The 20,998-nt window shown below is 38.2% G+C and carries 24 protein-coding genes and 3 pseudogenes; 5 read left to right on the top strand and 22 right to left on the bottom strand.

Annotated elements, in window-relative coordinates:
• The first annotated feature begins 163 nt into the window (after positions 1-163).
• The 5 genes from HMPREF9331_RS06680 (at position 164) to HMPREF9331_RS06660 (ending at position 3,846) form a co-directional block, all read left to right on the top strand.
• On the top strand, positions 164-631 hold the full coding sequence (locus HMPREF9331_RS06680) for a DUF192 domain-containing protein (protein ID WP_016420240.1): 468 nt from the start codon (positions 164-166) through the stop codon (positions 629-631).
• A 370-nt stretch (positions 632-1,001) separates the two neighbouring features.
• Positions 1,002-1,766, top strand: coding sequence for a hypothetical protein (locus HMPREF9331_RS06675; protein ID WP_232212001.1), 765 nt, complete (start codon positions 1,002-1,004; stop codon positions 1,764-1,766).
• 90 nt (positions 1,767-1,856) lie between these two features.
• Positions 1,857-2,315 carry an IS30 family transposase gene (locus HMPREF9331_RS12930; protein WP_016420239.1) on the top strand — a complete coding sequence of 153 codons (459 nt, stop codon included), beginning with the start codon at positions 1,857-1,859 and terminating at the stop codon, positions 2,313-2,315.
• A gap of 106 nt (positions 2,316-2,421) precedes the next feature.
• Entirely contained in the window at positions 2,422-3,237 is an 816-nt protein-coding gene (locus tag HMPREF9331_RS06665) for a hypothetical protein (RefSeq protein ID WP_016420238.1), read from the top strand.
• Positions 3,238-3,297: 60 nt separating this feature from the next.
• The gene (locus HMPREF9331_RS06660) at positions 3,298-3,846 is read left to right on the top strand and encodes a DUF3575 domain-containing protein (protein WP_016420237.1); all 549 of its coding nucleotides are present in this window, start codon (positions 3,298-3,300) and stop codon (positions 3,844-3,846) included.
• A gap of 86 nt (positions 3,847-3,932) precedes the next feature.
• Here the strand turns inward: HMPREF9331_RS06660 and argS are convergent, their stop codons facing one another.
• The 22 genes and pseudogenes from argS to HMPREF9331_RS06555 form a co-directional block, all read right to left on the bottom strand.
• Positions 3,933-6,050 carry an arginine--tRNA ligase gene (gene argS / locus HMPREF9331_RS06655; RefSeq protein ID WP_016420236.1) on the bottom strand — a complete coding sequence of 706 codons (2,118 nt, stop codon included), beginning with the start codon at positions 6,048-6,050 and terminating at the stop codon, positions 3,933-3,935.
• Positions 6,051-6,229: 179 nt separating this feature from the next.
• Positions 6,230-6,940 (bottom strand): ATP-binding cassette domain-containing protein, encoded by a 711-nt coding sequence (locus HMPREF9331_RS06650; protein ID WP_016420234.1) that lies wholly within the window; start codon positions 6,938-6,940, stop codon positions 6,230-6,232.
• Complete coding sequence (locus HMPREF9331_RS06645) at positions 6,937-8,478, bottom strand: ABC transporter permease/substrate-binding protein (RefSeq protein WP_016420233.1); 1,542 nt, start codon at positions 8,476-8,478, stop codon at positions 6,937-6,939. Before HMPREF9331_RS06645 ends, HMPREF9331_RS06650 begins: the two co-directional genes overlap by 4 nt.
• A 31-nt stretch (positions 8,479-8,509) precedes the next feature.
• Complete coding sequence (locus HMPREF9331_RS06640; protein ID WP_016420232.1) at positions 8,510-9,124, bottom strand: endonuclease III domain-containing protein; 615 nt, start codon at positions 9,122-9,124, stop codon at positions 8,510-8,512.
• A gap of 82 nt (positions 9,125-9,206) precedes the next feature.
• Positions 9,207-9,812, bottom strand: a complete 606-nt coding sequence (locus HMPREF9331_RS06635) for a hypothetical protein (protein ID WP_016420231.1) — start codon at positions 9,810-9,812, stop codon at positions 9,207-9,209.
• A 66-nt stretch (positions 9,813-9,878) separates the two neighbouring features.
• Complete coding sequence (locus HMPREF9331_RS06630) at positions 9,879-10,103, bottom strand: putative quinol monooxygenase (RefSeq protein ID WP_016420230.1); 225 nt, start codon at positions 10,101-10,103, stop codon at positions 9,879-9,881.
• Between the two features lie 28 nt (positions 10,104-10,131).
• A complete protein-coding gene (locus tag HMPREF9331_RS06625) occupies positions 10,132-11,028 on the bottom strand; it encodes a hypothetical protein (RefSeq protein ID WP_016420229.1) in 897 nt (298 codons plus the stop codon).
• Positions 11,029-11,032: 4 nt separating this feature from the next.
• Positions 11,033-11,584 carry a hypothetical protein gene (locus tag HMPREF9331_RS06620; RefSeq protein ID WP_016420228.1) on the bottom strand — a complete coding sequence of 184 codons (552 nt, stop codon included), beginning with the start codon at positions 11,582-11,584 and terminating at the stop codon, positions 11,033-11,035.
• Between the two features lie 34 nt (positions 11,585-11,618).
• A pseudogene (locus HMPREF9331_RS12790) lies at positions 11,619-11,777 on the bottom strand (IS1595 family transposase); the annotation flags it as partial.
• A 196-nt stretch (positions 11,778-11,973) separates the two neighbouring features.
• Positions 11,974-12,951 carry a hypothetical protein gene (locus HMPREF9331_RS06615; RefSeq protein ID WP_234945853.1) on the bottom strand — a complete coding sequence of 326 codons (978 nt, stop codon included), beginning with the start codon at positions 12,949-12,951 and terminating at the stop codon, positions 11,974-11,976.
• A gap of 13 nt (positions 12,952-12,964) precedes the next feature.
• Complete coding sequence (locus tag HMPREF9331_RS06610) at positions 12,965-13,894, bottom strand: hypothetical protein (RefSeq protein ID WP_234945854.1); 930 nt, start codon at positions 13,892-13,894, stop codon at positions 12,965-12,967.
• A 230-nt stretch (positions 13,895-14,124) separates the two neighbouring features.
• Positions 14,125-14,613: a hypothetical protein gene (locus tag HMPREF9331_RS06605; protein WP_016420224.1), complete on the bottom strand. Its 489-nt coding sequence runs from the start codon at positions 14,611-14,613 to the stop codon at positions 14,125-14,127.
• Positions 14,614-14,622: 9 nt separating this feature from the next.
• A complete protein-coding gene (locus tag HMPREF9331_RS06600; protein WP_016420223.1) occupies positions 14,623-15,147 on the bottom strand; it encodes a YqhG/Tai3 family protein in 525 nt (174 codons plus the stop codon).
• A gap of 9 nt (positions 15,148-15,156) precedes the next feature.
• Complete coding sequence (locus HMPREF9331_RS06595; protein ID WP_016420222.1) at positions 15,157-15,684, bottom strand: helix-turn-helix domain-containing protein; 528 nt, start codon at positions 15,682-15,684, stop codon at positions 15,157-15,159.
• 194 nt (positions 15,685-15,878) lie between these two features.
• Positions 15,879-15,995: pseudogene (locus tag HMPREF9331_RS13320) on the bottom strand (IS1595 family transposase); the annotation flags it as partial.
• Between the two features lie 63 nt (positions 15,996-16,058).
• Positions 16,059-16,526, bottom strand: a pseudogene (locus HMPREF9331_RS06585) (hypothetical protein); the annotation flags it as partial.
• Positions 16,527-16,595: 69 nt separating this feature from the next.
• Positions 16,596-16,988, bottom strand: coding sequence for a putative quinol monooxygenase (locus HMPREF9331_RS06580; RefSeq protein ID WP_234945855.1), 393 nt, complete (start codon positions 16,986-16,988; stop codon positions 16,596-16,598).
• Between the two features lie 92 nt (positions 16,989-17,080).
• Positions 17,081-17,494, bottom strand: a complete 414-nt coding sequence (locus HMPREF9331_RS06575) for an EamA family transporter (protein ID WP_016420218.1) — start codon at positions 17,492-17,494, stop codon at positions 17,081-17,083.
• A 20-nt stretch (positions 17,495-17,514) separates the two neighbouring features.
• Positions 17,515-18,207 carry a LytR/AlgR family response regulator transcription factor gene (locus HMPREF9331_RS06570; protein WP_016420217.1) on the bottom strand — a complete coding sequence of 231 codons (693 nt, stop codon included), beginning with the start codon at positions 18,205-18,207 and terminating at the stop codon, positions 17,515-17,517.
• Positions 18,204-19,283 (bottom strand): sensor histidine kinase, encoded by a 1,080-nt coding sequence (locus HMPREF9331_RS06565; RefSeq protein ID WP_016420216.1) that lies wholly within the window; start codon positions 19,281-19,283, stop codon positions 18,204-18,206. Before HMPREF9331_RS06565 ends, HMPREF9331_RS06570 begins: the two co-directional genes overlap by 4 nt.
• Before the next feature lie 9 nt (positions 19,284-19,292).
• Positions 19,293-20,228 (bottom strand): DUF6268 family outer membrane beta-barrel protein, encoded by a 936-nt coding sequence (locus HMPREF9331_RS06560; RefSeq protein ID WP_016420215.1) that lies wholly within the window; start codon positions 20,226-20,228, stop codon positions 19,293-19,295.
• A gap of 126 nt (positions 20,229-20,354) precedes the next feature.
• Positions 20,355-20,990 carry an NAD(P)H-binding protein gene (locus tag HMPREF9331_RS06555; protein ID WP_016420214.1) on the bottom strand — a complete coding sequence of 212 codons (636 nt, stop codon included), beginning with the start codon at positions 20,988-20,990 and terminating at the stop codon, positions 20,355-20,357.
• Positions 20,991-20,998: the final 8 nt, after the last annotated feature.

Raw genomic sequence — 20,998 nt, 5'->3', positions numbered from 1 at the left:
CCTTTGTTCGGTAGTATATTAGTATGGATTTTGTTTTTTAGTACCAAAAAGTTACTGATTATCAGTGACTTTACCAAATAATATACTACTTTTTTCTACCTTTTTTCACTAAATCAAGCTCCGAAAGAGCTTGCGAAACTTGAACATTTAATTTTAGAAGCCTATGAAAAAGAAAATATTCACATCTGCCAAGCTATTGCTGATGGGAGTTATCCTATCATGCTACCTTGTTCTTAGCGCCTGTTCAGCTCTCGCCCTTGAGTTTGAAGAGAAGGACTTGAGCATTACAAATCTTGACGGCAAGACGATTCCCATAAGGGTTGAGCTTGCTCGCTCCATACGAGAGCTGTCAAAAGGCTATATGGGGCGTGAGCATATCCCCGAAGGGACGGGTATGCTTTTTATCTTTAAAAGAGACGAAAAGTTAAGTTTTTGGATGAAAAATACACCTACCCCTCTTTCAATTGCGTTCATTAACTCGAATGGCGAAATTCGTGAAATACGCAATATGACACCCTTCAGTCGCGAAAGTGTGAACTCATCGGAATCTGTACGTTATGCTCTTGAAGTACCTCAAGGATGGTTCGAAAGGAACAACATAGGAACGGGCTGTATTATCAAACTGCCATAACCGATGAAGCTGAACGATCTCCTATACGCAAAAAACAACTTGTGAAACTTAAATTAACATGAGTTCGACATAAGCAAAATTATATTTTTCTCCCACGGATTCCACGGATTTTCACAGAGAAAATAACACAACAACTATGATAACTCTTTAATTTCCACGGATAAATAAGGCCTTTGGCCTTATAAAAATCTGTGTAAATCGCAACTGCACAATTACACAAACATAGAAAATCTGTGAAATCCGTGAAAATCTGTGGGAGCTTTCGTTATATCGAACTCACGTTAAATTAATGATTAATGCACGAGTTATAGGAAATACGCCAGTGGAGTCTCTCATCACTCTATAACAACTAAAGACTAAATAAATGATTATGAAACATATCGCAATATTCTTGTTACTATGCGTGCCTTCTATGTATGCTCAAAATCCCTTAGAAGGCGAATGGATAACCAACTCTCTGTTGATTAACTTCAAAGTGGAAGATCACAACTTATTTGTGCTTACACAAAGGAAATATGAAAGTTTTGGGTATAATACTGTTTTTGGAAAGAACAACAAAAATCAGTATACCTCATATTACTTTGCCCCTTGTGGCAACGACTGTTTCCCCTCTATAACAGGTACGTTTGAGCCTATTGCCCCTTCGTATGTGCGCTTAAACGCCTTAAAATTTGAACAAAGTGGTGATTGTAAACACAGAAACGAAAAGTTACACAATGATACAGCCGACTATTACATATATAAAGTCTCAGATAAGAAAATATTCTTGGTAAAAAGCACTTCAAAAAATGAAAAAGAAGATCAAGAAAAAGCTAAAAACTATCTACTGGTAACCTGTATAAAGGATAATGTAGTGTATAACCGAAAAACAAAAATGGAAATAGAGGTTAAGGGCATGGAACCATTACCTGCACAAATAGAGAAATACGCTACTGATATACTTCAGCTGAAAAACTTCAAGATACTTGTTTACAACGGATTAGAAGATAGAGCAGCTTGGATATTCGCTGTAAAAGACCTCACTACAGGAGTTATAACCTATGTAATACAAGAAAATTATATAGATGAAAAAGGCAAAGAAGCTGTTGGCTTTTTTGACTGTACTGAAGACGAAGTAGAGAAGTTCAGGCAATAACTTCTGATGAGAAATCAGATATATTTTTAAAGAACGTATGACCTGCCTTATTATATAGAACCACTGCTTGAAGGTGCTACCCTTATAGACTTGCTCAAAGCTTATCTAAATGATGCTATTACCCATAAAAATGCCAGCCGTATAGAGTGTGCTATCATTCTTGCGGGAGGATTGGGTGAGGATAAAAAGCTGTTGTCTCAGTACGAAAGTTTGCTTTTGGAAACTTGGCAGCTTATAAATATGATGCTACCTTATAAGAACTGTGTTAAGACTATAACCTGTGATAATGGAACAGAGTTCTCAGATTTTAAGAGAGTTGAAAAGAAATTAGATTTACAATTTTTCTTTGCTCATCCTTATTGTTCTTGTGAGCGTGGACTTAGTGAGCATACCAATGGTCTTGTAAGGCAATATATACCTAAAGAAACTGATTTTAAAGATGTTACAGATCAAGATATAAAGACATATCAATATAAAATTAATGATAGACCAAGAAAAGTATTAAACTTTAAAAAACCTAAAGATTTGTTCTACCAAAAGGCAAGCTAAAAAATTTCACTTGGGGGTGGAATTGGCGTTACACTTTTTTTTGTTTTATATTTTGTACTATTATAAAAAATAGTAATTTTGCACCCCGATTTTATAAATTTTACACATGAAAAAAGTATTGCTTTTTGTAGCCCTTTTCTGTGGGATAGCCTCTTATGCTCAGGACTATACCCAACATAACAAAGGGAAAATCTTCGTCTTCTGGGGAGGAAACCGCGGGTATTATACTAACTCCGATATTACCTTCCGAGGCAATGATTACAACTTCACCCTCTCCGATGTAGAGGCGGTGGATAAGCCCAAAGGTTGGCATATTGACTATATCAACCCGCTTAGAATGACTATCCCTCAGACCAACTTCCGCTTGGGGTACTATTTAGCAGACAAATGGACGCTCTCGGCTGGAGTAGATCATATGAAATATGTGATGGTACAAGACCAAACTGTTCCCATAGAGGGTTATGTAAGTGCAGGCACCTCCCATGACAAGGTCTATCATAATGAGAGTAAGAAACTTACCGAAGACTTCCTTACCTTTGAGCATACTGATGGACTCAACTATGTACTGGTAGAAGGTGCCCGTGTAGATGATATTTCTTCCCTATTTGGAATCCGCAACACTGATATATTCCAAGTGAACCTTACCGAAGGAGCTGGGTTCGGGGTGGTATATCCCAGAACAAACACTAAGATTCTCAATCGCGAACGTTATGATGAGTTCCATGTAGCGGGTGTGGGTATGCATGCTAAGGCAGGCTTACATATGTTCCTCCTTAAGCACTTTATGATCGTGGGCGAACTCCGTGGAGGTTACCTCAATATGTACGATGTGCGTACCACTATGAGCAAAAGCGATAGAGCCCATCATGATTTCTTCTTTTTTGAGACTATGATTTCAGTAGGTTGTATTTTCCGCTTATAATTTTGCTTATTAATTAAAAAATTAGTACTTTTGCCCCCATAATATAAAAAAGATTACGATATGAAAAAAATGATCTTAAGTATAGCAATAGCCTTAGTATCTTTTGGCGCTTTTGCACAGACTTACAAAAATGAGGTTAAACTCAACATTCTCAATGTAATAGTACGTCCTTCCATAGAGTTAGGATACGAGTATTACTTAGATGACAACCAATCCGTAGAAGGGGAGCTTATGTTCTTAGACAAATTCTCTTATTGGCCTAAAGGGGATGGTAAATTCTCTGCTACCAGTATCAAGGTAGGGTACAATTACTACTTTGACTCTTCTGATGCAGTAGGTTTCTACATTAATCCTTTCTTAAAAACTCGTTTTGGGAAATACACTGAAGAAAAAACAAAAGAGGAAAACAATGTAAAGTCAACATATAAAGAAGAGACTGATATGGCTGCCTTCATCATTGGGGTAGGTGTAGGATACACTTGGGTGTTCAACAGCAAGTTCGTAGTGGCTCCTTATGCAAATCTTGGACGTAACTTCAGTTCTGAGGTTAATAAAAGATTCTGGGCTGTAGAACCTAACGCTGGTGTTCGCTTAGGTTTCCGTTTCTAAGCATTCATAGTTTTATTTTTTCATAATTGAATAAGCTATATCCCCAAGGGGACATAGCTTATTTGTTTATATTAACCTCTTAATACTTACATTCTTTCGGGCACTTCTATTCCCAATAGGTCAAAACCAGTGGCGATGACTTCCCCTACCTTGCGGGAGAGATGGATTCTTAGGGCACGCTTTATAGGGTCTTCTTCTCCAAGTATGGACACATTCTGGTAGAAAGAGTTGAATTCCTTAACCAATTCATATACATAATTGGCAATAAGGGCTGGGCTATAAGTATCTGCTGCTTGTTGTACTACACTGGCAAAAAGAGATAGTTGCTTGATAAGCTCTCTTTCCTTGGCGTGCAATTCTCCTGTGGTAGGTAGAGCTGGCAACTCGCCTGCCTTGCGCAATATAGACTGAATACGAGCATAGGTATATTGGATAAAAGGCCCTGTATTTCCCTGGAAGTCAATAGACTCTTGTGGGTTGAAAGCGATTTTCTTCTTAGGATCTACCTTGAGTATATAGTACTTAAGGGCACCTAAGCCTATCACTCTATAGAGCTGTTGTTTCTGCTGTTGGTCATACCCGTCGAGCTTGCCCAGCTCCTGGGAGAGTTCCTCGGCTACTTGTACCATTTCCTCCATAAGGTCATCAGCATCTACCACGGTACCCTCACGACTCTTCATTTTTCCATTGGGCAGCTCTACCATACCATAGCTTAGATGATAGAGGTTTTTAGCCCAAGCAAAGCCAAGTTTCTGTAAGATAAGGAAAAGCACCTTGAAGTGGTAATCCTGTTCGTTGCCCACGGTATAGATCATGCCCTCTACCTTAGGAAAGTCTTCTTCTATACGCTTGATTGCCGTACCAAAGTCTTGGGTGATATATACCGAAGTGCCATCGGAACGGAGTACGAGCTTTTCGTCCAAGCCGTCCGCTGTAAGGTCTATCCATACGGAGCCATCTTCCTTGCGATAGAATACACCCTGCTCCAGTCCACGTTGTACAATATCCTTGCCCAAGAGGTAGGTTTCACTTTCGTAATAGTTGCGATCAAAGCTCACCCCTAAGTTGCGGTAAGTGACCTCAAAGCCGTCATACACCCATTGGTTCATCTGTTTCCAAAGTGCCAAGGTATCCGCATCACCCTGTTCCCATAGGCGGAGCATCTGCTGTGCTTGATGCATAATAGGAGTGTTTTCACGTGCTATTTTATTGATTTCTAACAATATATTAGCTATTTTATCTTGAACAGTAACTAATGGCTTTATATATCTTTCTACTTCCTTAAATTTTTTTGATTTAAGAAACTCTTCTGTTTGTTTCTTTTTAAAATCTAATAAAGGCTTATTTATATAATGTTCATTCTCTACCTCTACTGCCTTCCTAAAGATATTCCCTAATTCTTTATCTATTTTATCTATTCCTTCTATATCTATATTTTGAGATACTAAATTATTCCTTTCTTCTTTTAATATTATTTCTAGCTCTCTAAGTTCTTCTATCATTTCTTTCAATCTAACCTCTTTTTTTGTTTTATCTAAAGAAAAATTAGATTTATAAAATTCATTACGGATAATTTCTGTCTGTTTTTTTAATTCTTTTTCAAAAAGTACATAATACTTACCCACGAGCTTATCTCCTTTCATGCCTGTACTCTCTGGGGTTTCTCCCTTGCCAAAGCGTTGCCAAGCTACCATAGACTTACAGATGTGAATACCTCGGTCGTTGATAATCTGGGTTTTATACACACGCTTACCGGTACCCTCCAAGATCTTAGCCATTGCAAAGCCTAAGAGGTTGTTACGGATATGTCCCAAGTGTAGAGGCTTGTTGGTATTCGGTGAAGAATATTCGACAATCATCGCAGGCGATTCGCTCGTAACAGGGGTAGTACCATAGCGCTCTTGGGCGGCTATTTCACCGAAGAAAGACAGGAAGTAGTTATCGGCAATACTCAGGTTTAGAAAGCCTTTGACCACATTGTAAGCGGTAACCTCCGCTACATGTTCAGTAAGATAGCTACCCAACACCTCCCCTATCTGTTCGGGTTTGGCCTTGATGAGCTTTAGCAAAGGAAAGAGCACAAGGGTATAATCCCCCTCAAACTCCTTACGAGTAAGCTGGATTTCTATATTTTCTATGTGTTGGCCATAGTGCTCGGCTATGGCTTTTTGGGTGTTTTCTAAGAGAATTTGTTGTAATGACATGAGGTACATTATTTTTTGCAAAGGTAAGAATAATTTGTCAAATTGCCAATGAGTCAATTTGTCAATTTACCTCCTGCCTATTCCAACCCTCTTTTAGAACTGGAATAGGACGTTCTTCTATTTGTAATTGGTGAGCATCGCCTGCTTTGTAAATAACGATAGCTTTCATATATTGTATATTAATTGACTAATTGCTTTACAAACTCATTGGCAGGGTGTTGTTTAATCATCTCTGGGGTATCATATTGCTGAATGGTACCTTTGTCTAAAACTAATACTTTGGTGCCGAGGGTAAGAGCTTCGGCTATATCGTGGGTAACGAATACGAGAGTGGCGCCTGAAAGCAGATGTAAGGCTTTGAGTTCGCGCTGTAGCTGCTTACGGGTAATACTGTCTAATGACCCAAAAGGCTCGTCCATCAATACGATATCAGGATTGGCCGCTAAGGCACGGGCAATACCTACCCGCTGTTGCTGTCCGCCTGAAAGCTGATGCGGAAATCGGTTAGCGAGTTCTGGGTTGAGATTTACCTGTTGTAGTTTTCCTGTTACAATGCGCTCTATATCGGCCTTGGAATAGCTTTTTAGGTGGAGTACATAAGCTATATTCTCGGCAACAGTGAGGTGAGGAAAAAGGATATTCCCCTGAATGACATAGCCTATATTGCGACGCAGCTCAATGAGGTCTTCCGCCAGAATATTCCTGCCGTCAATATGTATTTCACCCTTATCGGGCAAAATAAGTCCGTTAATCATCTTCAGCAGGGTGGTTTTTCCCGAACCTGAAGTACCTATGATGGTGAGAAAAGTGCCGCTTTCAATGGTTAAGTTGAAGTCGGAGATCAACTCTTTGCCATTATAGCTTTTGTATATATGGGAAAATGTAATCATGGTTGTGAGTGTAAAAGTCCTTTTTGTAATAGAAACTCCTTGGCAACTTCTTCTGGTCGTTTCCTTTGGGCTTCTACCAAGAAATTAAGGTGCGCCATGGTGGCATCGTCTATCAGATCGTTGAACTTTGCCAAGGTAATGCGCAGGGCAGGATAAGTTGTCAGCACCTCGCTACGTACCACAGTTCCTGCCTTGTAGGAGGGATACAGATTGTGGTCATCTTGGAGTACTACCACTTCGCTTACAGAAAGCTGCCCGTCGGTGGTGAATACTACCATTGCATCAATCTTTTTGTCGTGCATAGCTTGGTATTTGAGCCCGATGTCCATATCTATCACCTTTCTAAAGTGTATATTATAGGTCTTTTGCAGTTGTTTGTAGCCGTCTTCACGCTCAAAGAAGTCGTATTCAGCTCCAAAAATAAGCTGGTCACTCACCTTTGCCAAATCGGAAAAAGTTTTGAGCTGGTACCGCTGGGCTATCTCTTTGCTTACGGCCAAGCCATAAGTATTGTTAAACCCATATAAGTTTACCCACTGCAAGCCATATTGCTTTTTGTAGGCTTCTTCTAAGGCAGCAAACTTATCTTCGCGGTAAGGCTCTTTGCGCTTGAGCACCGCCTCCCACGCAGTAGCGGTGTATTCGGGATACATATCAAAGCCTCCACGGAGCATTGCAGGGTGAATGTTGGAGGTACCGCCTCCTACCCCATTGGTCAGGCGTACCGAAAGCCCTGTGTCTTGCTCGATAAGCAAGGCAAGCATTTGCCCCAATAGGTAGCTTTCGGTCATTGGCTTGGTCGCGATGTGTATATCCTTTGTCCTTTTAGGAGAAAGCACAAAGAAGAGAGTGATAAGCAGTGCCAATACCCCCATTCCTACCAGCTTTAGCGGGTTGCGCTTCGAGGCTACTTCCCTGTTGGTCAGGCGTTTTTCTATTTTTGCCAAGAGAAAATCAAAACCCAAAGCCAAGAAGGCAATCAGTACACTACCTAGCAAAGTCATTGTACTATTGTTGGTTGTGATACCGCGATAGATAGCCACGCCCAAGCCACCTGCCCCTACAAACGAAGCTATACCTGCCAGTGCAATGGTCATGGTAACCATATTACGAACTCCCGACATGAGTACAGGGAGAGCTAAGGGGAGTTTTATCCGCCAGAGCAACTGCCAGCGGGTGCTACCCATGGCCTCGGCAGCCTCGATAATAAGTGGGTTAATCTGGGTAATACCCGTATAAGTACTACGGATAATAGGCAGCAAGGCGTAGAGTATCAGGGCTATAAGAGCCGTGAGGTTACCCACCCCTGTAATGGTGATAAAGAAACCCAACAAGGCTATGGAGGGAATCGTATAGAGCACATTGACCGCTGCCAAGAGCCAAGCGGCATACTTGCGATACTCGCTTATAAAAACACCCAATACCACCCCTATAAGCGTCGCTATGACAATGGCCAAGAGCGAGAGCAAGAGGTGTTCAGTAGTGAGATGCAGGAAGAAGGGTGCTTCTTCCTTTAGAAAAGTGAAGATGTTTGTCAAGGTGTTGTGTGTTAATGAGCTATTTGTTTGATTATTCCAGTAGCCACGATTCGTCGGTATCCCCTTTGCGGTAGGCCTTGCCATGCATATCAATCACTGCGTGCCATTCCTGACAAGTCTCTAAGGGAATATCAGCTACTAAAGGCATACACTCTTCGCGTAAGGCTTTATAAGTCTGTGCTGAAGAGAGATTCAGGCGGTTCAAAAGTCGTATAGCATACTGGTCGGCTATAAATACATTGCGCTTAAAGATGTAGAGCAGCATAGCATCGGCAGTTTCTTCGCCTACGCCTTTGATAGAGAGCAGTTCTTGGCGAAGCTCCTCAGTAGGTATGGCTTTAAACTTTTCCAGAGAAGCCCCATGTGACCTATACCATGCGATCAGGGCTTTGATATAAGTACTCTTCTGCTTGTAGAAGCCTGCCGGACGTATATATTCTTGCAAAGTGGCCAGCTCCATAGTGTGCAAAGCCTCTACCGTGAGCTTACCCTCTAAGTTAGCAAGGGCTTTTTCGGTATTCTCTTGAGTGGTTTGCTGAATGAGGATCATGGACACCCAGTCGGTTATGCGATTGGGGTTATTCCACCAATATTGCCTACCATAATGAGCTAATAGCTTGTTGAATACGCTGATTTTTTGGGACATAAGAGGTAATACCTATGATATTTTATGGGTTACTATGATTACAGAAAGAGGTGCCTTTGTGTTCTGTCCTTGCTTTGGAGCTTTATTTATCTCGCCACACATCCGTATTGAAGTAATATACAATTCCTACTTGATACACTACATTTTTAGGATCATATCGGAAAGGATATTCATTGGTATTGGCCTTGGTAACACTCCAAAAACCTCCCTTGATACGTCCTTCCAAAGAAAGTTGCTCTGTAATTCGCAGTTCTAGCCCCATAAAGCCTGTTAGGTCTATCATCTGTTGATCAGGAATATGGCGGTCTTTGCTTAAAACAAAGTCAAGGGAACCTCCACAGTCTAAGCGTGTGGCAGAGAGGAAACGAAAACTCATCACATAACCCAATGATAGGTAAGGAATCGAATAGACCGCATCTATATTCTTTTCAGCATATTCGTATTTGCCCCCCTGTCCTGAATAGGTAAGTTCAAACTTGGCTGCAAGGAAATTATAAACATAATCTGTATATACGAAACCAGCATAAGGCCTTTGGGTAGGATTATATTCGCCATCTCCTCTAACGGATAAGTTGGCAAAGTTTATACCTCCCTTGAATCCTAAGCTACTACTGCGTACCCATTGTTCTTCTTGGGCGAAAACTGGGACAGCTACAAGAGATAAGATCAGATAAATAAGTTTTCTCATAAGTCAGAAGATTATCAAGTGCAAAAGTAGTAAATAATCAGCCAACTAACAAATGTGCTCATTCGCTCACTGTTTTTTGAAGATATAAGTCATTGCCTCGGGGTCGAGGGCATCCATTTCTATCAGCTTAAGCGATTTTACCATTTTAAGCGTACTGCTCTTATACTCCAAGAAATGAGGCGTCTGTAAGTGTGCTTGGTAGGCTGCTTCGTCTCGGTAAATCTCCACAATACGCACCTGCGAAAGGTCTTCTTGCATCACCATAGGGAAGACACACAAAATTCTCTCCATTTTTTAGGCCTTCGTGTGTATAGTATCATTATTTTACCATATAGAAATCATCTTTTATTTTCAGTAATTGGTAGTGTAGGTGCTTATTGGTATATAGACTAATTGAATCAAAAGATTCTATCGTTTCAGAGTTGCTTTTATAATAAGTTGTAGGAATTTTTGAAAGTTCTTCTTGATTTTTGATATAAGAGAATTTAGTTTTTAATCGAAAGATATAGAGGTGAGTTTTTACCTCAAAATACAAGATAGTTTCATATTTGTCTCCTTTAGCTTTATAGCTTTCTACATACATAGGTTTAATATCCTTGCGCTCAAGAGTTTCTTTTTTGAGAAGATATTGTGAATTTCTATCAAAAATATTAGGGATGCCTTGCTGTACTCCTATCGTGTCACTCTCTTGCATACACTCTCCCAAGGAATTGTATTTCTTCATATAGTTGATAACAGATGGTTCATTGCGATCAAAAGATATTGATTTATCATAGACAACCAGCTCGTTTTGAGGGTTGAGGTAGATGCCTTTTGCAAAGTGATGAATATCTTCGGGAAGTCTCACAAGGTGTTTGGCTCCTTCTATGTGTAATATTTTATAGTCTGAAGAGAAATAATAACTTTTATAGATCTTGGGGAGTGTCATTCTTTCATACACTCTAGAGAAAGTAACTCCCAAAATACCCATCATAAACTTAAAGAAAACGATGGTACAGATTATGGCAAGGACACCTATTATCTTTTGATTATAAGCAAAGGAACTAAATATCCATACTCCTAATAAAAAAGGAATAGGGAAAAGGAGCATAGCTATATCCCTATCATAACTACTGGTAAACTTTCTAACAAGGAAGAGGTATAGGGCAGCTAAGGTAATTCCTGCCAGCAGAGAGATAGGAATAAGAAAAATTATTTTTTTAATATTGTTATTCATAATTTTAAACTTCTATATGAGTATGAGGGTTGTACTTTCGGATTTGGCTTATAAAATGGGTGTATATATGCTCCGACATCTCGATAGTAATGGTATAGGCAGATTCGATATCTACCATTTTGGTTCCTCTCTTTGTATAATGCCAACGTATTTCTGTTATTTCTTTAGGGGCTATATCCTTGATCCTAAAAGCTGAAAATAAATAAAAGTGATCACAACAAAGTACAAATGCTGGGGTATATTTGTAAGAGGTAGAAGATTGAACTTGTAAGAAAAATTGAAAATCTTCTTCGCTCATCTGTCCTATAAGTGTCCGTAACTTTCGGTTCCTCCGTTTTTGATAGACAAAGACAAGATAAAACAGCAACAATATAAAAACAATCAGAGGAACAGAAGCATTATAGAGCTTTTGAGTAAGTCCTCTGTCGGTTGTAGTGTTGTAAATAACTATAAAAATGATGAGTATCACCATGGAGAAGACTATCGTTAGGATACCTCTGCTTTCCTCGTACTTCTGTAGATCATCTATGTATTTTTGTTTGTCAGTAGGATGCATATTGAAGGAAAAAATATTTTATTGAGGTGTCTATTTAGCTACATACTAATTGACTTTGGGAAACGGGAGAATGCTCTACAACTCTTTTCATTAATTTGTTAAAGATAGTATCTTTATTTTGTGAGCGATTAATTCTAAAACTGTATTCCGCTAAATATCGGTCTATGTTAAATTCTGATACCCAAGAATATATATCTCATAGCTTCTACCTTGTTTTCCTTCCTCTTTTCCTCCTATGGTAAATTCATCAACCTGCACTCTCCCCAAGCTGTTGTGGCTAATAGGAAGAGTTACTGATCAACAGAGGTCTCTAACATGGTCTTAGCAAGGTCGCGCTTCTCTATCAGTGCCTTGAAGTCTATGGGAGTTTTGTAGTAAGTGCCTTTCATTTATCTTATAACTTCTAATTCTTTTTTACCTTTTGGGCGATATAAATATATAGGGAAAATTCTTACTTTTTTTCTATTTTCCTCTTCATATCTTCCTACTAGTACAGGCTCTCCTTTACAACGAGGACATTTCATTGCTGTAAATAATAATGTGACTACTCTATCTTCACAATAATAAACCAACTCTTCATTATCAATTGAAGTCATATTAAAATTCTGTAGAGTTCCATCAAATGCAGCTGTATAAAATTTTGCAATATCCTTACTTTCTTTTTCTGTCATAAATAAAGCTTGAGCTACTTCTTTTTCTTTATATAAAATACTCTCTTCAAACTTATTTTCTTCTTTATTGATAATCATATTTCTAAGTTCATTAAACTTGTTTAGAACTTCTTTTTTTAGATTTAAGCTATCAGATAAATCAAATTTTTCTCCATCTTGCCATCCTTTTAATTGATATGGGACATTAGCCTGAAATGTTCCACAATATTCTACATAAGGTTTTCCCATATCTACAAATATATTTTTTCCTGTTTCTTTTTCTTTTTTTAGTGGAACTTCGAAATCTATCACAGGTGTAGAAATCTTTTCAATATCTCCATTATCTTTAAAACGAATAGCTTGTATTTTTAATTGGACTCTTGCCCCTCCTTCTATCATTTTTTGTGGAATTCCATTGATGTGTATAGGAAAAATTCTAATTTTCCAAGATTGTAAACCACTCTTTAAAATTTCTGTATTTATGGGGACACTTGCGCTTAAGGCACCATTTCCCAATCCATAATATCTCTCAATAGGGAAGCCATTAATTAGTATTTCAAAATTACAACCTTCTATAAAATACTCTGCTTGATAACTAATAGCTTGCTCATGATATTTAACTTCTTTATATAAATTTGCTATTTTTTCCATTTTTATTCTTTCTTTACAATTTAAAAATGTTAAAATAATTATAGCTAATAAATATACTTTTTTCATAAGTTAAATATTTTTACCTACGTATAATTACAAATTCATCACTACCTTGGGGTAAATATAATAAAATAGGGTAGGGAGCTGCTCCATAAGTTGTTCCTTTACTTATTAAAGGACTCCATCCTTTAATGTCTAATGGTGAATAATTATTAAACTCTCGGGTATGTGTTTTTCGTTCTAAGGTTACTAACTTCCCCTCTGCATAAAGTTTTAACTCATAATCCTCCAAGGGTATCATTGTTCCTTTACTATATTCTTCTACATCTTCCTTTATTTCCTCTAAATCTTTTTCTATTCGTTTTTCTGAAAGATAATCAAAAATACAAACTTCATCAAATCTTTTTTGAATCAGTTTCATCCACTCTTCTGAATTCCCGTCATTAAGTATCTTTCTGATCTTTTGATGAAATGCTACTACTTTTTTCTCCAATTCTTTTTTGTCCCATTTACGAAGGTCTTGACCTTTGCTCCAACCTTCTAACTCATAAGGCAATTCTGTAAGCTCTACATCCCACTCTTGCTCAAAATAAGGTACATCCTCCTTAGGGGCTACAATAGGAAGGGCTACATCTGCTTTGTAATTTAGTATCTCATCGGTCTCTTTATTTCTGATGTAGCTGCCAAAAAAAAGTCTTGCATTCTCTATATCTGATTTAGATACTGTAGTTTCATTCAAATGCCAATAAGGCAATAGCCTTAACTTTATCTTGTATTTCCCATTTTTTAATACATAAGGATTTATATCTATGGCGGCGTTTGAACCTCGTGAGCGACTCACTGCCAATATATCATTGATATAAAGCTCGTGGGGGGTCTTTAATGTTAAATCAATCATATAAGTGATCTGTTTTTCCAAGGGTATTTGTTGTATTTTCATTTCCCCTGTATTTTGTGCATTATGACAATTAAACAATAAAATTGTAAATATAAAAAGTATTTTTTTCATAAACTAATCTAATCTAAATTCATACGAAAATCCTTCGTGGATTAAATATTTTTTTCAGAGCGCAAATATATGAAATTATTTTGACACCTCAATTTCTTTAATTCTCTTATCTATGTAGTTCTTGGGAGCGAGGTTTGAATGAAAACACAAATGGACCCATAAGGCAATACCATCATAAAGGCGGCTTTGAGACTTGACTATAAGTTTTATTTGTGTTAGGATATACGGACTTATTCATTGAAAAAAATGTTAATAATTTTATCATCTATTTGTATTTCTATAGGATATAACTCTTTTGTCTTTCCGCCCTGTTTGTATAAAATCAATGTCCAAGGATTGTCTTTGGATACCTGAATTATTTTTTTCCCTATTTTTAGGATTTCGCCTATTTTTATGTTTATTGTATCTATTCTTTTTTCTAATGCAAGATCGCTTGCCATTGTCATATAAAAAGTAGCATCGTCTACCGTTGTATAGAAATCATCATCTTTTGATACATTCTTTAGGCTATCAAGGTAAAATAAGGTTGGTTCCACAAAGATAACATAATTCTTATCCTTTATTTCCCTTGTAATCCTCTTATCGGTTATTTCTTGTACATAATCTGCTTCCTCAATGGTATCTGTATCATTTTCAATATAGTTGTTTTCTTGGGTGTTGTTATTGTTACAAGCAAACAACAATAAATACACTGAAATAAAATAATAAATCTTTACCATCTGAATATTTTAAAATATAATGTCATCAATGATGTACCTGCCTTTCTTTTTAGCAACTTTTAATTGTATGCTATCATATCTGTTAAGATACACATTATATCTTTTTGAATTTATCTTCTTTACCTTAATAGAGTCCAACCATTCTATGAAAATATCTTGGGCATTTACAATAAGATCCATATCTATATCTTCAGAGGGCTCTATTTTTTTTATTAATTTATTTGATAAATATCTTTTCTTAATTCTTATCAATTCATCTTCACATTTTTTCTCTTCTTCATATAAATCAGAGCACGGTATTTTATCTTGCTGCCTGATGTACTTATCATAAAATTCCAAAATCATTTTTGTAGCTTCATCAGTTTCTTCTTTAGGCACTTGAATTGGTGCAATTGTATCTTTTTCTACTATGGTATCTCTTTTGATAGAGGCAATAGTATCTCTAATATCATCAGAAGATGACACTTGGGTGTTGTTATTGTTACAAGAAAATAACAATAAACACGCTGAAATAAAATAATAAATCTTTACCATCTGAATATTTTAAAATATAATATCATCAATAATATACTTATCCTTCTTCTTAGCTACTTTTAATTGTACGCTATCATATCTATTAAAATAAAAGTCAAAAAGATACACATTATATCTTTTTGAATTTATCTTCTTTACCTTAATAGAGTCCAACCATTCTATGAAGATATCTTGGGCTTTTACAATAGGATCTGCACTTAATTCATCTGAATTTACTTTCCGTATTAATTTACTTGATAGAAACTCCCTTTCTATTTCCCTTAATTCTTCTTCGCAGAACTCCCTGTTATCAAGACAAGGCATTTTATCTTGCTGTCTGATGTACTTATCATAAAATTCTAAAATCATTTTTGTAGCTTCATCAGTTTCTTCTTTAGGAGCTTGAATTGGTGTAATTGTATCCTTATCTACTATGGTATCTCTTTTGATAGAGGAAATAGTATCTGTAGTATCATTAGAAGATGACACTTGGGTATTGTTATTATTGCAAGAAAACAACAATAAACACGCTGAAATAAAATAATAAATCTTTACCATCTGAATATTTTAAAATTGAGGTGTCTTTTTAGCTACATACTAATTGACTTTGGGAAACGGGAGAACCCTCTACAATTCTTTTCATTAATTTGTTAAAGATAGTCTCTTTGCTCTGTGAGATTAATTCTAAAACTATACTCAGCTAAATAGTGGTCTATATTAAACTCTGAAACCCAAGAATATATACCTCGTAATTTGCGACAGCAATATCCATCTTCCCACTTTAAAGAAGCTAGATATTCTTCGCAATCTAAGTCTGTTTTAAAGCGTTCAGTAAACTCTAAGAGGCTTTGTCCCTTAAATAATTCCATAATACATTCATTTTCAGAATGCAAATATATGAAAATACTTTGACACCTTAATAATTATATTTTCTTCAAAGAAAGTTGCTCTGTAATTCGCAGTTCCAGCCCCATAAAGCCCGTTAGGTCTATCATTTGTTGATCAGGAATATGGCGGTCTTTGCTTAAAACAAAATCAACGGAACCTCCACAGTCTAAGCGTGTGGCAGGGAAGAAACGAAAACTCATCACATAGCCCAATGATAGGTAAGGAATCGAATAGACCGCATCTATATTCTTTTCAGCATATTCGTATTTGCCCCCCTGTCCTGAATAGGTAAGTTCAAACTTGGCTGCAAGGAAATTATAAACATAATCTGTATATACGAATCCAGCATAAGGCCTTTGGGTAGGATTATATTCGCCATCTCCTCTAATGGATAAGTTAGCAAAGTTTATACCTCCCTTGAATCCTAAGCTACTACTGCGTACCCATTGTTCTTCTTGGGCGAAAACTGGGACAGCTACAAGAGATAAAATCAGATAAATAAGTTCTCTCATAAGTCAGAAGATTATCAAGTGCAAAAGTAGTAAATAATCAGCCAACTAACAAATGTGCTGCTCATTCGCTCACTGTTTTTTGAAGATATAAGTCATTGCTTCGGGGGTGAGGGCATCCATTTCTATCAGCTTAAGCGATTTTACCATTTTAAGCGTACTGCTTTTATACTCCAAGAAATGAGGCGTCTGTAAGTGTGCTTGGTAGGCTGCTTCGTCTCGGTAAATCTCCACAATACGCACTTGCGAAAGATCTTCTTGCATCACCATCGGGAAGATACAAATCACTCCCTCTTCTTTCTCTACCGAGATAGCTCCTACTTTTTTTGCTTTTTTGAGGTATTCCTCACGGTACTGAGGTTCTATGGTAATTTCTGCTAATCGTATTTTCATCTTTTCTTGGTTTTGTGCCTGCATTGTGAGACAACTTATCATCACAATAAGGATTAGGAATATTCTTTTCATCTTGTTACTTTATTTGTAAGAGTTTTTCTATTTTTTCGTAATGTGAGTTCGATATGACGAAAGCTCCCACAAAGCCAGCGAGAGCCTATAGCTTATATCACCATCACTAAAGTTCCAATGGCAATAAGTGCGATACCTATTAGCGATTTGAGGGTAAAGGCTTCATGTAAGAAGCAAACAGCTAAAATAAAGGTAAGAACAATACTAATCTTATCTACCGCCACTACCTTAGAGGTGACTCCCATTTGTAAGGCTTTGTAATAGCATAACCACGAAAGCCCCGTGGCAAGTCCTGAGAGGATTAGAAAGAGCCAACTCTTCTTGCTGATCTCTGCCAAACCACAGCCCTGCTGAGTAATGAAAACCATTACCCACGCCAGAGCAACTACCACTAAGGTTCTAATAGCAGTAGCGAGATTAGAATTGACGCCCTCAATCCCTATTTTGGCAAGAATAGAAGTAAGGGCAGCAAATATAGCTGATAATAGTGCGTAAACAAGCCACATAATGTTGATTTATCAATTATTCAATTTACTAATTTGCCAATAACCTCATAAGCTCTGCCTATAGGAATCTCTGTTTCCCCTATATACACAAACTGGTGAGTGTAGGAAGTGATGTGCTGCAAGTTCACCACATAGCTCTTATTGACACGTACAAATACTGACGCGGGGAGTTGGCTATGTATGTTTTTGAGGTTAATCCACGTGATGTAGCGGTCGGTAAAAGTGTGGATAATCACATAGTCCTTTAGCGCTTCTATATAGAGGATATCGCTATGAGGGATACGGTAATTGCGCCTATTGGCACGGATACTGATGTACTGCGTATCGGTAGCTTCAAAGTCAGTTTTCTGCTGAGAAAGTAGTTGGTGATAACTCTCGGCTTTGGCGACAGCTTTCTTAAACCGTTCGGGAGTAATAGGCTTTACCAAATAGTCTAGGGCATCCACCTCATAGCTCTCTAAGGCATATTGGCTATAGGCAGTAGTAAATATCACCAAAGTATGTTCGGGTAAGGTTCTGGCCAGCTCCAAGCCGTTCACCCCAGGCATCTCTATATCCAAGAAAAGCAAATCTACCTCATTATCTTTCAGAAAGTCAGCAACACCTATCGCATTCCTGAAAGTGCCTACTACCTTCAAATGGCTGTATTGCCTGATGAGACGCTCCATACCTATACGCGCCAAAGGTTCATCGTCTATTATCAAGCAATTCATAAGGGCAAAGCTAAGGTTACTATATATTCTTGGGGCAAACGCTCTTGTGAGAGACTAAAACGCTCCCCATAGAGCAGTTCCAATCGGCGGCTTAGGTTGGGCAAGCCTATGCCACTACATTTGTGTTTTGGATTGGGTTGCAAAGGTACGGAATTTCGAACAGAAAAGTACAACCTCCCTTCTTTTTGTTCACATTTTATATAGATATAGGTAGAGGCAAGGGCGTCGGCACTGTGTTTTACGGCGTTTTCGGCTAAAATAAGCAGCATATTAGGGGGGATTTGTATGCCTTGTACATTCTTTTGGTCATAGATAAGTTCGTACGTAAAATCATCTCGCCGCATGGCCTCCAAAGAAAGGTAATCCGAGAGGAAACGCAATTCCGAAGAGAGAAATACCCGCTGCTCATGTGACTGGTAGAGCAGATGTCTTAAGAAATCGGATAGTTTTGAGAGAGTATAAGAGGCTTTCTCGGGATCTATATGCACCAATACATTGATACTATTGAGCATATTGAACAAAAAGTGCGGTTGTATCTGGCTACGGAGGGCTTGTAGTTCGCTTTCAGTGGCTTGTCGCTCCAGTTCTTGCATTTTTTCGCTATTCTTTACCCATACTTGGAATATCTTGATAAGGGTAGAGAGCATTATAAAAGGTATCAAACTCAATAATGAAAAAAGAAACAAGGTAGGAATGGGCAAATCCATTGCTTTTTTTAGGGCTTCACTGATCATATACGCTCTCCATATAACAGCATTCAGGTAGTAGGTAATCACTTGACAGACAAAGAGTATCCCTATAAGGCTAAAGGTGTAACTCATCAGTTTTCCTCTAAACAAAAAGTGAGGAATAAGCACGTAGAGATTTAGGTAAAAAGCTACTGTAATAATCAAATACCTCTCTATCCAATCCAGATGGTCAAAAACGCCCTCGTATGCCCCCCATTCTTTGGTAATTAGAAAGAATAGCAACAATGATACACAAGCGGTTATATGCCGATAAATACGGTATCTATCGGCAATGAGAAACTGTAAAAGGAGATTATTTTTTAGAAATATATAAGGATTTTCGTCCATACTAACTTCTTATTTAATCGTAATTCCTGTGGCAAAATACAAGGCAGGGAGGAATACACTGGAGCGTGCAGTACCGTCTTCATTCTTGGCTTCGGACTGGAACATAGCCGCAAGGGTACGCTCCCTATACCGTCCCGAACGAATAAAACTACCTCCTATAGTAAGGGGAATGCTCACATGTTTGCCTATTTTAAATTCAGGCTCTGCCCCTACAAAGAAGGTTTGTGAAGAGAACATTTCCTTTTGTTCATTACGCCTCAGGTAAGCAGCATACCCGCCTATATTGGCCACTAACTTTAAGCTGAGGTTTTCATGGTAGTTATACCCAAAAGCTACTTTTCCTCCGTCAAGCAGACTGACATCTATAGTGAATTTGTCAGAGAAACCGCCTTTGTATTTGAAATAAAGGGCTGGGAATAACATAGGATAACCAAAAGTATTATTCAGTGCGGCTCCTGCTCCTATCTCAAGGTTTGCGCTCCAATGCCATACAAAGAGTAATGCCCCATTGGCCACTACATTTTCACCTATATGGATAGAAGAGAGACGGTTTTCGGGGGTATAGCTCCCTGCACCCACTGCCATAAGCATAGACCAACGTTTCTTTAACGGACGTAAGTGGAGCGCGCTTACCCCAAGGTTCATCACCTGAGAAGGGAGTTCTTTCCCTATAGGGAAATTATGGTTGTCCATCTGTACAAAGGTGCCATTGAGCGATACACCCCATACAGTAGGCCGCTGATAGGGATCGTCTTCCTTAGGGGCTTGCATAGAGAGGGGTACCAAGGCCCCCACTGAATAGATCATCGCCGAGCCATCGCCCGTATTGGTATTGGCTACAGCATCGTAGAACTTGGAGTTGCTAATATACTCAGTCTTAACACTGATTTGTGCAAAGGTCTTCGCTGCAAAACACAGCATTATAAGAGTTATGACCTTTTTCATGAGAGATTGTTTTTGTATTACAGGACAAAAGTAGTCAAAAACGAATCACCAAATCCAAAAGTCAAACTTTTCTATACCAAAAACGGAATTTACTCGATAAAATAAGTCAATTTGCCACTATGTCAATTAATGAAATATCTCATCAAGAGTAAAAGTATGTACCTCTTTAGCGGCTGTAGCAACTTCTTTCCATATTTTTTGGGCAAGTACCACTGTAGGCATAGGGCGGTAACGCTTGAAGAGACCTAATTTGTTGAGGAAAACAATCATCTTCAGTCCAAATTGTTCTCCCTTTCTATCCGACCCTTTACGCACTAATACAGAGGGTTGGAAAATAAGCAATCGAGCGAAACCAAGTGCTTTGATAGCGTCTTCTAACTGTCCTTTCATACGATTATAGAATAGCTTGGACTGTGCCTTAGCTCCTGCAGCCGAGACGAGTACAAAGGTAGATACTCCATTGTTGCGACAGTGCTTAGCAAAGTTGTACTGATAGTCGTAATCCACACGCCATTGGGCTTCTTTGCTACCAGCAACGGCTAAGGTAGTACCCAAGCAAGAGAAAGCTACCTCACCCCGAAGCAAGTCAGCCCATGCCTCTGGAGTCTCAAAATCAACCACATGAGCGTGTAGCTTGGGGTGAGTGAAGGTTAAGGGTTTGCGTACGAAGCAATGCACCTCTCTGTAAGTATCGTCGGCTAAAAGCTGTGTTACTAAGTCTTTTCCTGTGGCACCTGTAGCGCCGATAATGAGTGCTTTCATAATGTTCA

Origin of the sequence: Capnocytophaga granulosa ATCC 51502 (assembly GCF_000411115.1) — a bacterium.
GTDB lineage: Bacteria > Bacteroidota > Bacteroidia > Flavobacteriales > Flavobacteriaceae > Capnocytophaga > Capnocytophaga granulosa.
The sequence above is the reverse complement of the archived record's forward strand: the minus strand, read 5'-3'. Positions and strand labels throughout refer to the sequence as shown.